We start from the raw sequence: 12,969 nt of genomic DNA, 5'->3' as shown, positions 1-12,969 counted from the left end.
ACCCCACCGGGCCACCCTCCCGGTGCTGACCGGAGCACCAGAAAAACGCAAACGTCCCGCCGTCCCGTCCCGTGCGTATGCCAGGGATGCGGTGCGGCACACCCACCGGCAAGGGGAGGACGCATGACCCAGGTACGCCTCGACGAAGCGGTGACCTCGGCTCCCGGACCACAGCGCAAGTCCATTGTGGAGCGACTATTCGAACTACGCGCTCGCGACACCAGCGTAGGCCGGGAAGTACGCGGCGGCGTGACCACGTTCGTCGCGATGGCCTACATCGTTTTGCTCAACCCGCTCATCCTCGGCGCCTCCGCCGACATCACCGGCGCGAAACTCAGCGCCGCGCAAGTGACGACGGCGACCGCGCTGGCCGCCGCCGTGATGACTGTCCTCATGGGACTCGTCGGCAACGCGCCGCTCGCGCTCGCCGCCGGTCTCGGCATCAACGGCATCGTCGCGTTCCAGATGGCGCCTGCGATGACGTGGGCGCAGGCGTTCGGGCTGGTAGTGCTCGAAGGCGTCTGCATTGTGCTGATGGCGGTCAGCGGGGTCCGGGAACGCATCATGAACGCGATTCCCGGACCGCTGAAAACCGCGATCACCGTCGGCATCGGCTTGTACATCGCGCTGGTCGGCCTGGTGAGCGCCGGGTTCGTCACGCGGACCCCGGACGCGGCGCATTCGACCGTCCCAGTGCGGCTCGGGCTCGACGGGCATCTCGACGGCTGGCCGATCGCGGTGTTCTGCTTCGGCCTGCTGCTGATGACCGTGCTGATGTCGCGGAAGGTGCCCGGCGCGGTGCTGATCAGCATCGCCGCCGCCACCGTGCTCGCGGTGGTGCTGCACGACGGATTCGGGGTCGGCGAATGGGGTTTGACGACTCCGACGCTGCCGCATTCCGTGGTCGCCGCTCCCGATTTCGGGCTGCTAGGGCACGTCGATTTGTTCGGCGGATTCGCCAAGGCGGGTGCGCTGACCGCGACGATCTTCCTGTTCACGCTGGTGCTGTCCGGGTTCTTCGACGCGATGGGCACGATTACCAGCGTGTCGGCCGAGGCCGGGCTGTCGAAGAACGGCCGGGTGCCGCGGATGGGCCGGATCCTGTTCGTGGACGGGGCCGGGGCGATCGCGGGCGGGATGTCCGGCTCGTCGCCGAACACCGTGTTCCTGGAGTCCGCGGCCGGCGTCGGGGAGGGCGCGCGGACCGGGCTGGCGAGTGTCGTGACCGGACTGCTGTTCGGGGCGACGCTGCTGTTCACGCCGATCGCGGGCATCGTGCCGGCGCAGGCCGCCGCGCCCGCGCTCGTGGTGATCGGCGGGATGATGGTGGCGCAGTGCCGCAATATCCCTTGGCACGATCCGGATTACACGATCCCGGTGTTCCTCACCGTCGCGCTCATTCCGTTCACCTACTCCATCACCAACGGCGTCGGCGCGGGCCTCATCGCGTTCGTGCTGATCAAGACCTTCCGCGGGAAGTGGCGTGAAGCAGGGTGGATCCTCACCGTGCTCGCGCTCGTGTTCACCGTCTATTTCGGAATCGACGTGGTGAAGGCGATCCTCTAAAAAGAAAGGGACCACCATGCCTCTGATGTTCCTCAACGGCGGCGCGATGCGCGGCGAACCTCTGCACCATCTGCTCGACGGCGCTCCGCTGGTGGCCGAAACGACCACGGCCGCGAAGTACCGGTTCTATTCGGTAGGCGGGCAGTGCCCGGCGCTGGTCCCGGTAGCGCACGGCGGCGCGGCGATCTCCGGCGAGGTGTACGACCTCACGCTGGACCAGCTGCGCGACCGGGTGCTCCCGTCCGAACCGCCGGAACTGGAGCTGGGCGTGATCGAGCTGGCCGACGGCAGTTCGGCGTTCGCGATGCTGCTGCGGCGGCCGCAGACCTCGCACGTGCAGCTGCGGGACATCACGGAAATCGGCGACTGGCGAGCGTTCAAGGCCGCGGCGTGACGGTTCTGGTCGCTCCGGACAAGTTCAAGGGCTCGCTCACCGCGGCGGAGGTCGCGGAGGTGGTGGCCGCGGCGTTCGCCGAGGTCGCGCCGGGCGAGCCGGTGCGGCAGCTGCCGGTGGCGGACGGCGGCGACGGGACAGTCGCCGCCGCTGTCGCGGCCGGGTTCCAGCGGATTCCGGTGCGGGTTTCCGGGCCGACCGGCCGCCGGATCACCGCGTACTACGCGCTGCGCGGGACGGTCGCCGTGGTCGAGCTGGCGGAGGCGTCCGGCCTCCACCGGCTGCCCGGCGGCCGGCTGGAACCGCTGACCGCGTCGAGCTACGGCACGGGCGAGCTGATCGCGGCCGCCCGTGCCGCCGGGGCGACGCAGATCGTGCTCGGGGTCGGCGGCAGTGCCTGCACCGACGGCGGAGCCGGATTGCTGACCGCGTTGGGCGCGCGATTGCTCGACGCTTCCGGCGCGCCGCTTCCGCCGGGCGGCGCCGCGTTGACCGAGTTGTCCACAGTGGATCTGTCCGGACTGCCCGAAGTGGACATTGTCCTGGCGTCCGATGTGGATAACCCGTTGCTGGGTGTGGATGGCGCCGCCGCGGTGTACGGGCCGCAGAAGGGCGCCGGTCCGTCCGAGATCGCGTTGCTGGAACGCGGGCTCGCTCGGTGGGCCGAAGTTGTGGGCTCCGCGCACGCCACCACCCCGGGCGCTGGCGCGGCAGGCGGCGTCGGGTTCGGTGTGCTCACCGGACTCGGCGCTCGCATTCGGCCGGGGATCGAGTTGTTGTTGGAGCTGCTGGGTTTCCCGGCCGCGGCTCGCGACGCCCGGCTCGTCATCACCGGCGAAGGATCGCTGGATACCCAGTCGCTGCACGGAAAAGCGCCAGTGGGCGTTCTCCGTGCAGCGGGCGGTACGCCGGTTGTCGCGTTGGCCGGGCGGTGTCTGCTGTCCGCGCCGGAATGGCGGGAAGCGGGCTTCGCCGGGGTGTACGCGCTGACCGACGTGGAGCCGGACGAGTACCGGTGCGTCGCCGAGGCTCGGTCGCTGCTGCGGGACCGGGCCGCGCAGCTGGCTCGGGATTTCAGCCGAGCAATACCTGCCTGACGTGGTCGGACAGGGGGAGTCCGGCCGCGTCCGCGGGGGTCAGCCAGCGGTGGTCGTCGTGTTCGGCCGGGTTGAGCTGAAGGTCGCCGAGGAATTCCGGATGCGCGTCGTAGTAGGCGGCGTGCACGGTGAACGGTTTGCCGGTGCGGTCCGGCCAGGATTGGCGGGCCCGTTCGCGCGCGAGCCGTACTCGCAGTCCGGTTTCCTCGGCGACTTCCCGTACCGCGGTGGTCTCCGGGGCTTCGCCGGGTTCGACGGTGCCGCCGGGGAATTCCCAATGCCCGCCGAGGAAAGTGCCTGGAGCGCGGCGGATCAGCAGCACGGTGTCGCCGCGGGGGAGCAGGACGTAGGCGAGATGTTTGTCGTTCACGGCGCACCTCCGTTGGATACGAGGACCTGACCGTTTACCCAGCCGCCTTCCGGACCGCAGAGGAACGCGACGAGACTCGCGCAGTCGCGTGGGGTGCCGATCCGGCCAAGGGGATTGTGTTGTGCGAACGCTTCGCGGTGGGCTTCGGGGATCCAGCCGGTGTCGGTCGGGCCGGGGTTCACCGCGTTCGCTGTGATGCCGAGATGGCCGAGTTCCCCAGCCGCGGCGAGAGTGATCCGGTCGAGCGCGCCTTTGCTTGCCCCGTACGGCAGGTTGTGCACCACATGGTCGCTGGTCAGCGTGACGATCCGGCCCGCGCCGTGCGGTCCGCGGTAGCGTTGGGCGAACTCCCGGATCAGCAGCCAGCTCGCGCGGGCGTTCACCGCGAAGTGCCGGTCGAAACTGTCCACTGTGGTGTCGAGCAGGCTGGAATCCACGGACTCGCAGTGGGCTAGCACCAGTGCTTGCACGTCGTCGTCGATCTGGTCGAACAGCCTCGCCGGGGTTTCCGGGTCGGCTAGGTCGGCTTCGATGCCCTGGACGGTTTCGTCGGCGCCCCACGGCATTCGGCGGTCGTAGTCGGACCAGTAGGTGGTGACGACATGCCAGCCGTCTTCCTGCAGCCGGGTCGCGATGGCGGCGCCTATTCCTGCTTTCCTGCCGACTCCGGTGACCAGGGCGGTTTTCTTATTCTTCAATGGCGCCGTCTTTCGCGCGGAGGTGCTGGCGGAAGGTGTAGGACGGGTCGGTTTCCCGGCGGGACAGGAATTCGCTGAACCGGACCTGTTCGCGGAGGGGGACGCCGTCGCGGATCTTCGCGGCTTGCCGGTGTTCGGCTTCGCGGATGGATTCGGCCAGCCGGAAGACCTCTTCGGCTTGGGCGGCTGGAACGAAGAGAACACCGTCGTCGTCGCCGAAGACCAGGTCGTCGGTGGTCACGGTCCATTCGCCGACGGTGGCGGATTCGAGGGCGTTCGCGGCGCGGTCGTTGAGGTGCAAGGGTCCGGTGGAGAGGGAGCCGAGACTGAATACCGGGAGGCCGATTGCGCGGAGTTCGGCGGTGTCGCGGTGCAGCCCCCAGATGACGATCCCGCTGAGTCCGGCCGCCGCGACTTCGGCCGTGATGAGATCGCCGACACAACTCTCGTCCAGCCGGCCCCGGTTGTCGGCCACCAGGACGTCGCCGGGGCTGGCGGCGGTGATCGCTTCCAGGAAGACGTCGACGCTGCCCGCGTGCCTGGCTGGCAGGACCCGCCCGGAGAGCTTCTGGCCTGGGATGACGGACCTGGTCCCGGCTGGGGCGCACCGCACGGTCAGGCGGGCGCGCAGGCAGCCGTCGGCCAGGTGGGCGGTGGTCAGGGTGGCGAAACGTTCGGTGAGTTCGGTGTGGTTCATGCTCCCGCCCTTCGTGCGAATTGCTGTCACGCTAGCGGGAATCCGCGCTGCGGGGTGCCGGGTTTTCGACGCTGGCTTGGCGGAGCGGGGAGCCGGGCAGATCAGCTGAGCGCCGGAGTTTCGGTCGCCAGTTCCTCCTGGTCGGCCGCCCACGATGCCAACAGGGCCAGGCCGTCCGCGGCGGCCGTGCCGGCGGGAGCGGTGTAGATGTTGAGGAGCAGGCCGGGGTCGGTGGGCAGGTCCATCGATTCGACGTCGAGGTCGAGACGACCCACGACCGGATGGTGCAGGCGTTTGCGTCCGGACCGGTGGAGCCGGACGTCCTGGGAGGCCCACCGCTGCCGGAACAGTTCGCTGCGGGTGGACAACTCGCCGACCAGGGCGATCAGCTCGTCGTCGTGCGGATTGCGGCCTGCTTCCATGCGCAGTTTCGCGGCCACGTCGCGGGCGACGCGGTCGTAGTCGACGAAGAACGTTCTCGCCGCGTCGGGATCCAGGTACACGAACCGCGCGGTGTTCGCCGGTCGCCGCGGGTCGGCCAGCACCGGCGCATACAGCGCACGGGCAAGGCGATTCGTGGCCAGCACGTCGTACCGGCCGTTGCAGATCCACGCCGGGGCGTCGGTGACGGCGGCGAGCACTTGCTGAAGCGCCGGACGCACCGTCACGGCTGGACGCCGACGGCGGGCACCACCCGGTGTCTTGGACTGCCGCGCGAGGTGGAACAGGTGGTCGCGCTCGGCCTCGTCGAGCTGCAGGGCCGAGGACACCGCGTCGAGCACGCTGTCGGAGGCCCCGGCGAGGCTGCCGCGTTCCATGCGCACGTAGTAGTCGACCGAGACCCCGGCCAGCAGCGCGACCTCTTCGCGGCGCAGGCCTTTGACCCGGCGGTTGCCGCCGTAGGCAGGCAGCCCGGCCCGCTCAGGGGTGATGCGCGCACGACGCGAGCTCAGAAACTCCTTGATCTCGCTGCGCAGATCGATCATGGCCACCCTTTCACGGTAAGCCCTGCCCGCGGCCGAAGGGAGGCCCTGCCAGTACCCCGTTAGGTGCCCGAGGCGGTGGTGGCGGTGCCGCCGTCGACCGGGACGATGGCACCGGTCAGGTAGGACCCGGCTCGGCTGGCGAGGAACACGGCGACGCCTGCCATGTCGTCGTCGCGGCCGAGCCGGCGTAGCGGTGCTTTCGCCGCGATCGTGTCGCCGATGGCGTCGATGGTGGCCGCCATCATCTGTGACGGGAACACGCCGGGGGCTACCGCGTTCACCGTGATGTGTTGTGGGCCCAGTTCCCTGGCGAGCACCCTGGTGAGTTGGTGGAGTGCGGCTTTGCTGCTGGCGTAGGAGTAGTTGGGTGCTTCGGCGACGTGGATGGCGGCGATGCTGCCGATGTTGATGATCCGGGCGGGGTCGTCGGCGGTGCCTGCCTTGCGCAGTGCCGGGAGCAGTGCCTGGACCAGCCAGAACGGCGATTTGAGGTTGAGGTCGAGGACGGCGTCCCAGGCTTCGGTCGGGAACGTCTCCAGCGGCTCGCGTCGCATCGCTCCCGCGTTGTTGACGAGGATGTCCAGGCGGTCCGAGCTGGCAGTGACCAGGTCGGCGAGGCGCTGGCACTCGTCGTGCTTGGACAGATCGGCGGGAATGGCTTGGACGTCGCCGAATTCGGACAGTTGACGCTCTGCCTCGGCGCACGCGTCTGCGGTGCGTGAGCTGACAATGACGCGAGCGCCTGCTTGCAGGAGGCCGCGCGCGATCATCATCCCGATGCCTCTGGTGCCGCCAGTGACAAGTGCGCATTTCCCGCTCAGGTCGAACAGGTCTGAGTGAGTGTCCGCCATGGGTCTTCGTTCCTTTGCTGTGGAAGCAGGTACGGACACAGGCTGACGGGATTTCTGGACGTCCGGGAGACCCTGGCGAGACCGGCACTGCGAGACCTCCCCTTGCCTGGTACCGGACATTCCGAATGATCCGGACACGGCTTGAGAGTGTTCATTTCCGGCAAATCGGGCAGCCATTACCACACGCTTTGGCGGCTATGTCCGGCTTCTTCCGTTCTTTGGTTGAAGTCCTGGTGAATTCCCGGGTAGGCGACGTTCTCGGCCAGGGTTTCTTCACTTTCCGCACGCATAATTCCGTCCCGGTAGCCCGAACGTGTGAGTGGAGGAAAGAGTGCCGGGGTCTGTGCGTGCCCGCTGGATCGGCGGTGGGGTCGCGATCGCGGTCGTCGCGGCGGGGATCGCGTTCGCGGTCTGGCCCGACGGGGCTTCGGCGCAGGATCCGGAGATCCAGATTTCCCGGTCGGCCTGCGGGCAGGGCTGGGCGGATCCGCGAGCCGGGGTGCAGACCTTTCGCCTGCACAACACCGGAACCGTGACCGCCGAGGTGGATTTGATCGACCCGGCGACCGGGGTGGTTTACGGCGAGGTCGAGGGACTGGGCAGCGGGACGACCCGGCCGATGCAGGTCACGCTCGGCAATGGCGGTTACGCATTCCGTTGTCTCCCCGAGGATTCGTCGGCGATTGTCGGACCGACCGTCACGGTGAGCGGCGGTGCCGAACGTGGTCCGGGCGTCGCGCCGGTGACGCAGAACGATCTGCTCGGACCGTTGAAGTCCTATCAAGCCCATGTGACGCAAGGACTCGGCCAGTTGGCCGCCGACGTCGGCAAGGTAAAGGACGCCATTCGCGCCAACGATCGCGGCGCGAGTCAGAGCGCTTGGCTCGTCGCGCATCTCGACTACGAACGGCTTGGCGCGGCCTATAACGCCTTCGGCGACTCCGACAAGGCCATCAACGGCACCGCCGCCGGCCTGCCCGACGGAATCAAGAGCCCGGACTTCACCGGGTTCCACCGGCTCGAATCCGGCTTGTGGCACAACGAAGACCTCGCCGCCCTCGCGCCGGTGGCCGAGCAGCTGGACAGCGACGTGCAGAAACTCCGCAAGTCCTTTGCGGACAGTCAGGTCGATCCGAACGACCTCGGTCTGCGCGCGCACGAGATCGTGGAGAACACCCTGCAATTCGAACTGACCGCCCGCACCGATTACGGCAGCGGCACCAACCTAGCCACCGCTCGCGCGAACCTCGACGGGACCCAGGCGGTCCTCGATGTGTTGCGTCCGGTTCTCGCTCCGCGCTATCCGGGACTGTCCAAGGTGGACAGTTGGATGAAACGCACCAAGGCCGCACTCGACAGTGCCAAGAGGCCGGACAACTCGTGGACGCCGGTCAGCCAGCTGTCCGTGCCGCAGCGGCAGAAGCTCAATGCCGACGTCAGCGAGTTGACCGAGTTGCTCGCGCCGATCGCCGCGATCGCGGAGCCCAGGAGGATCTCGTGACGACGGAGTCCTCTCGCCGGTCCTTCCTGCGTCGCACGGTCGTCGGCGCGGGGATTACCGCGGCTGCCGGAATAGGGGTGGCGGCGAGCGCGAGCGAAGAACCCAAAACCGTTCCCTTCCACGGTCCCAGGCAGGCGGCGATTCTCCGCCAACCGCCGGCGCAGAGCGTGATCGCCTCCTTTGACGTGGTCGCCGAGAATCGTGCCGAGTTGACGCAGTTGTTCCAGGAAATCACCGACCGCGCGCGGTTTCTCACGAACGGCGGTGCTCCGGCCGCGCTCGGGATTACCGCCCCGCCCGCTGACTCGGGGGTGCTCGGCCCGGTCGTGCCGCAGAGCGATCTTGGCGTGATCGTGGGCGTCGGATCGTCCCTTTTCGACGGACGGTACGGGTTGGCCGAACGCAAGCCCAAGAAGCTCAAGCCGATGACCATGTTCCCCAACGACGCGCTCGACGCCCCGCAATGCCATGGCGACCTGTCGCTCACGTTGTCCGCGAGCGACACCGACACCGTGCTGCACGCGCTGCGCGACCTGACCCGTGCGACGCGCGGCGGCATGCAGCTGCGCTGGAAGATCAACGGCTTCAGTTCACCGTCCAGGCCGTCCGGCACGCCGCGCAATCTGATGGGGTTCAAGGACGGCACCGCGAATCCGGGCGAGTCCGAAATGGACCGGCTGGTGTGGGTGTCCGGGGCGGGCGAGCCCGCGTGGACGGCCGGCGGCAGTTACCAGGTGATCCGGCTGATCCGGATGCTGGTCGAGTTCTGGGACCGGGTCTCGATCACCGAGCAGGAGAACATGTTCGGCCGCCGCCGGGACACCGGAGCGCCGCTGGACGGAGCGTCCGAACAGGACGAACCCCGGTACGCCGACGATCCGATCGGCACCGTCATCCCGCTCACCAGCCACATCCGCAAGGCGAATCCGCGCACCCCGCAGACCGACGGACAGCGGATCCTGCGCCGCGCGGTCAACTACGACCGCGGGGTCGACGCCAACGGCAACCTCGACATGGGCCTCGTCTTCACCTGCTACCAGCAGGACCTCGAGCGCCAGTTCGAGGCGGTGCAGAAACGGCTGATCGACGAACCGCTCGTCGACTACATCTCCCCGTTCGGCGGCGGCTACTTCTTCGCGCTGCCCGGCGTCACCGGTCCCGGCGACCACTTCGGCCGGGCGCTCCTCGCCTGAGGCGCGCCCCGATCCCCACCCCGCGAAACCAGGAGGAATCCTCAGTGGACACAGCATTCGGCAGGCGGCGCCGTCGCCTGCTCGGTGCGGGCGCGCTCGTCTCGGCGGCCGTGCTCGCGATCGTCACCGGGTCCGCGGCGTCGTCCGCGCAGGCCCAGCCGCTGCACTCGCTGCCGGCGTCGTGGCTGCCCACGCTCACCCCGATCAAGCACGTCGTGGTGATCTTCGGCGAGAACATCTCGTTCGACCACTACTTCGGCACCTACCCGAAGGCCACCAACGAGAACGGCACCCCGTTCCAGGCCGCGAAGAACACGCCGAAGGTCAACGGCCTCGACGAGAAGCTGCTGACGCGGAACCCGAACGCCTACAACCCGAAGCGGCTCGGGCCGGACCAGGCGCTCACCTGCGACCAGAACCACAGCTACGGCGCCGAGCAGGCCGCGTTCAACGGCGGCAAGATGGACAAGTTCGTCGAGAAGACCGAGACCGACAAGTGCACCGGCCAGCCGGTCCTGTTCGGCGAGCCGGGCCTGGTCATGGACTACTACGACGGCAACACCGTCACCGGCATGTGGAACTACGCGCAGCACTACTCGATGAGCGACAACTCGTTCAACACCGTCTTCGGCCCGTCCACCCCGGGCGCGATCAACCTGATCTCCGGGCAGACGCACGGGATCCAGGCCGTCGACCCGGTCACGCACGAGCCGAAGAGCGACCCGTACGTCGTCGCGTCGCCGGACCAGGACGGCGTCGGCACCGTGATCAACGACCCGGACCCGGCGTGGGACGACTGTTCGGACAAGAACCACACCGCGAAGGACAACCTCGGCGCGATGCAGGGCCGCAACGTCGGCGACCTGCTGAACGACCGGCACGTCACGTGGGGCTGGTTCCAGGGCGGCTTCAAGCCGACCGGCACCCAGAACGGCTACGCGGTCTGCGGGCAGAAGCACGCGAACGTCGGCAATCAGTCCTCCGTGGACTACAGCCCGCACCACCAGCCGTTCCAGTACTACAAGTCCACTTCGAACCCGCACCACCTGCCGCCGTCCTCGGTGCAGGCGATCGGGCAGACCGACCAGGCCAACCACCAGTACGACACGAGCGATTTCGACGCCGCGCTCAAGGCCGGTTCGATGCCCGCGGTGAGCTTCCTGAAGGCGCCGGAGTACCAGGACGGGCACGCGGGCTATTCCGACCCGCTCGACGAACAGCATTTCGTCGTGGACGAGATCAACAAGATCCAGCAGTCGCCGGAGTGGCGTTCGACCGCGATCGTGCTCGCCTACGACGACTCCGACGGCTGGTACGACCACGAGAACCCGAAGATCGTCAACGGTTCGCAGGACGCGTCGCAGGACCAGGCCGTGTGCACCGGTAAGCCGGCCGGGCTCGGCGGCCACGCCGACCGCTGCGGCTACGGCCCGCGGCTGCCGCTGCTGGTCGTCTCGCCCTACAGCAAGGTGAACTATGTCGACCACACCCGGACCGACCAGACCTCGGTGCTGAAGTTCATCGAGGACAACTGGTTCTCCGGCCGGGTCGGCAACGGCTCGTTCGACACTCGCGCGGGCGGACTCTGGAACATGTTCAACTTCTGGTGGCCGCAGGCGGGCAAGCTTCCGCTCGACCCGCGCACGGGTGCGCCCGCCGGGCGGAACTAGCTCGCGTTTTCTCCTCGCACCGCCGAAGGCCATCGGGTTTCGCCCCGGTGGCCTTCGGTCGTTTCAGGCCCGCTCTTCCGTCCGCTCAGCGGGAAACCGCGTGCGAATACCGCGATACTGGAAATTTTCCAGTGCGCCGGAACTGTGCGCGGCGTCGCGGATTGGGCGCCGAAGGTGTTCGGGAACCGGCCGGGAAAGCACGGGCGGCGGAACCGGAATGGAGTCGCGCTGCGCGTACCGTCACTCGACACGATAGGGTAATCGCAGGCACATCCTGTAGAAGGTGAAGGAACGCGAATCATGGCGCAAAAAGTCCATGTCGAGATGGTGGACGACATCGACGGCAGCATCGCCGAACAGACCGTCCCGTTCAGTCTTGACGGCGTGAGCTACGAGATCGACCTGTCCGAAGACAACGCTGCCGCACTTCGGGAAGAGCTGGCCCGCTACGTCGCCGCCTCGCGCCGGGTCGGCGGCCGCAAGGTCCGGATGGCCGCCGGGCAGTCCCCGCGGCCGGCTTCGACCGCCGCGGACCGCGAGCGCAACAAGGCGATGCGCGAGTGGGCCGAGAACAACGGTTTCACCGTGTCCGACCGGGGCCGGCTCCCGGCGGAGATCGTGAAGGCGTACGAGGAGCGCGACACCGAGGCTCCGGCCAAGCCGGCTCGCAAGCGCGCGACGCGCAAGAAGGCCAGCGCCTGAGCGTTCTTTTCGGCAGCTGTGCCGCGGGGGCCGCGGCAGTTGATCAGCGGTGCGGGCGCCGCCGGGAATCCCGGCGGCGCCCTTCTGGCTGCCAGGGGGAAATAGCGCGTTCTCCCGGCCTCGACGCGATACCGAGGTCCGTGAAGGGCTCCTTGAAGGAATCAGATTCCCGCAAGGAGCCCTTCACGGACCACTTCGGGAACGGAGCCGGTGCCGGGAAAGAGCCGTGTCGACCGCTTCGGGGAATCGATTTCCCGGCGTTAAGACTTGCCGAGTCCGAGCAGCGTGTCCAGATCGATCTTGCCGCCCGCGGCGTCGCGGATCGCGCGCATCGCTTCGGCCGACGGGAGCTGTTCCCCGTGCTGGTCGGCGTGCGCGCGCAGCAGATTCCCGATGTGCCGTTCCGGGACTGTCCACGTGGGCCAGCGGCGGCGGGCGATCGTGGCGAGTTCGGCGAAGTCCGGCGTGCCCGCGCTCGCGGTCGCGTCGAGCAGCCAATGCAGATACGTGCGCAGCACCGCGACCGGGAAACTGCCCGGATGGCTGAGCCCGCCGTGTCCGGGCACGAAGGTGCGGACGTCCGGGAACATTTTGTCGAGCCAGTCCAATGCGGTCAGCCAGCCCGGGACCGAACCGTGCACGGCGAACGGCGTCGACCCGACCGACAGCAGGTCGCCGGTGAAGAGCGTGCCGGTGCGCGGTTCGAACAGCACGAGGTCGCCGTCGGTGTGCGCGGTCCCAGGAAATGGGACGACCTCCACGACGACGCCGCCGAGGTCCACCTCGACCGGTTCGATCACCGCGTGCACCGCCTCGGGCCGCGGCGCCTCGAGCTTGCCCCAGTTCGCGCAGGCGAAGATCTCCTCGTCGCACTGCGGTCCGGACCGGATGATCGGCACCGCGGTGGGCGCGGCGAGGATCCGGCCGCCGTTGCGCAGCGCGACCCCGGCCCCGTTGTGGTGGGTGCCGTGCGCGTGGGTCAGCACGAGCGTGAGCGGCATTTCGACGGTCGAGTACTTGCGGACGTCGCTGACCAGGTCGAGCGTGTCGCGTTCGGTACCGCAGGTGTCGACGAGCAGAACGCCTTCCCGGCCCCGGATCCAGCCGCAATTGGACACCATCCAGTCGCTCGGGCTGCGCACGTAAGCGACGACGCTCGGGTCGGAATACCGGAGCGGGACGATATTGCGCCTGATGACGGGCATGGGATCCCCTCGTTGGCCACCGGACGGGAAATGATCACC

At 68.4% G+C, this 12,969-nt stretch carries 13 protein-coding genes; 7 read left to right on the top strand and 6 right to left on the bottom strand.

Translation table 11 applies throughout. From position 1 onward, the window contains the following. Positions 1 to 123: 123 nt before the first annotated feature. Genes EIZ44_RS18015 through EIZ44_RS18005 form a run of 3 tightly spaced genes read left to right on the top strand, consistent with a single transcriptional unit; the run spans position 124 to position 3,057 of the window. Positions 124 to 1,566 (top strand): NCS2 family permease, encoded by a 1,443-nt coding sequence (locus tag EIZ44_RS18015; RefSeq protein WP_037815158.1) that lies wholly within the window; start codon positions 124 to 126, stop codon positions 1,564 to 1,566. A 16-nt stretch (positions 1,567 to 1,582) separates the two neighbouring features. Beyond that, entirely contained in the window at positions 1,583 to 1,960 is a 378-nt protein-coding gene (locus EIZ44_RS18010; protein ID WP_009082380.1) for an allophanate hydrolase-related protein, read from the top strand. Next, positions 1,957 to 3,057, top strand: a complete 1,101-nt coding sequence (locus tag EIZ44_RS18005; protein WP_134729869.1) for a glycerate kinase — start codon at positions 1,957 to 1,959, stop codon at positions 3,055 to 3,057. Before EIZ44_RS18010 ends, EIZ44_RS18005 begins: the two co-directional genes overlap by 4 nt. Here EIZ44_RS18005 and EIZ44_RS18000 read toward each other — a convergent pair. From EIZ44_RS18000 to EIZ44_RS17980, 5 genes are all read right to left on the bottom strand, one after another. Beyond that, positions 3,035 to 3,427, bottom strand: coding sequence for an NUDIX hydrolase (locus EIZ44_RS18000; RefSeq protein WP_134729867.1), 393 nt, complete (start codon positions 3,425 to 3,427; stop codon positions 3,035 to 3,037). The two genes, EIZ44_RS18005 and EIZ44_RS18000, sit on opposite strands and share 23 nt — an antisense overlap. Then, complete coding sequence (locus EIZ44_RS17995) at positions 3,424 to 4,125, bottom strand: SDR family oxidoreductase (protein ID WP_134729865.1); 702 nt, start codon at positions 4,123 to 4,125, stop codon at positions 3,424 to 3,426. The genes EIZ44_RS18000 and EIZ44_RS17995 overlap by 4 nt, the downstream gene beginning before the upstream one ends. Then, a complete protein-coding gene (locus tag EIZ44_RS17990) occupies positions 4,115 to 4,822 on the bottom strand; it encodes an RraA family protein (RefSeq protein ID WP_134729863.1) in 708 nt (235 codons plus the stop codon). The genes EIZ44_RS17995 and EIZ44_RS17990 overlap by 11 nt, the downstream gene beginning before the upstream one ends. Positions 4,823 to 4,923: 101 nt before the next feature. Next, positions 4,924 to 5,814, bottom strand: coding sequence for a helix-turn-helix transcriptional regulator (locus EIZ44_RS17985; RefSeq protein WP_134729861.1), 891 nt, complete (start codon positions 5,812 to 5,814; stop codon positions 4,924 to 4,926). A gap of 53 nt (positions 5,815 to 5,867) precedes the next feature. Further along, positions 5,868 to 6,659 (bottom strand): SDR family oxidoreductase, encoded by a 792-nt coding sequence (locus EIZ44_RS17980; protein ID WP_134729859.1) that lies wholly within the window; start codon positions 6,657 to 6,659, stop codon positions 5,868 to 5,870. 331 nt (positions 6,660 to 6,990) lie between these two features. Here EIZ44_RS17980 and EIZ44_RS17975 point away from each other — a divergent pair, with 331 nt between their 5' ends. The 4 genes from EIZ44_RS17975 to EIZ44_RS17960 all read left to right on the top strand — a co-directional run bounded on the left by EIZ44_RS17975 (position 6,991) and on the right by EIZ44_RS17960 (position 11,725). Then, entirely contained in the window at positions 6,991 to 8,160 is a 1,170-nt protein-coding gene (locus EIZ44_RS17975; RefSeq protein WP_240691342.1) for an EfeM/EfeO family lipoprotein, read from the top strand. Beyond that, a complete protein-coding gene (locus EIZ44_RS17970) occupies positions 8,157 to 9,353 on the top strand; it encodes a Dyp-type peroxidase (RefSeq protein ID WP_134729858.1) in 1,197 nt (398 codons plus the stop codon). The genes EIZ44_RS17975 and EIZ44_RS17970 overlap by 4 nt, the downstream gene beginning before the upstream one ends. Before the next feature lie 44 nt (positions 9,354 to 9,397). Next, complete coding sequence (locus tag EIZ44_RS17965) at positions 9,398 to 11,023, top strand: phospholipase C (protein ID WP_134729856.1); 1,626 nt, start codon at positions 9,398 to 9,400, stop codon at positions 11,021 to 11,023. Between the two features lie 300 nt (positions 11,024 to 11,323). Then, positions 11,324 to 11,725, top strand: coding sequence for a histone-like nucleoid-structuring protein Lsr2 (locus EIZ44_RS17960; RefSeq protein WP_037815144.1), 402 nt, complete (start codon positions 11,324 to 11,326; stop codon positions 11,723 to 11,725). Between the two features lie 260 nt (positions 11,726 to 11,985). On the opposite strand, the gene EIZ44_RS17955 is transcribed toward EIZ44_RS17960, so the two are convergent. Further along, positions 11,986 to 12,930 carry an MBL fold metallo-hydrolase gene (locus EIZ44_RS17955; protein ID WP_134667438.1) on the bottom strand — a complete coding sequence of 315 codons (945 nt, stop codon included), beginning with the start codon at positions 12,928 to 12,930 and terminating at the stop codon, positions 11,986 to 11,988. Positions 12,931 to 12,969: the final 39 nt, after the last annotated feature.

Source organism: Amycolatopsis nivea (assembly GCF_004522235.1).
GTDB classification, from domain to species: domain Bacteria; phylum Actinomycetota; class Actinomycetes; order Mycobacteriales; family Pseudonocardiaceae; genus Amycolatopsis; species Amycolatopsis nivea.
Note: the sequence above shows the minus strand (reverse complement) of the source record. Positions and strands in the feature narration are given on the sequence as shown.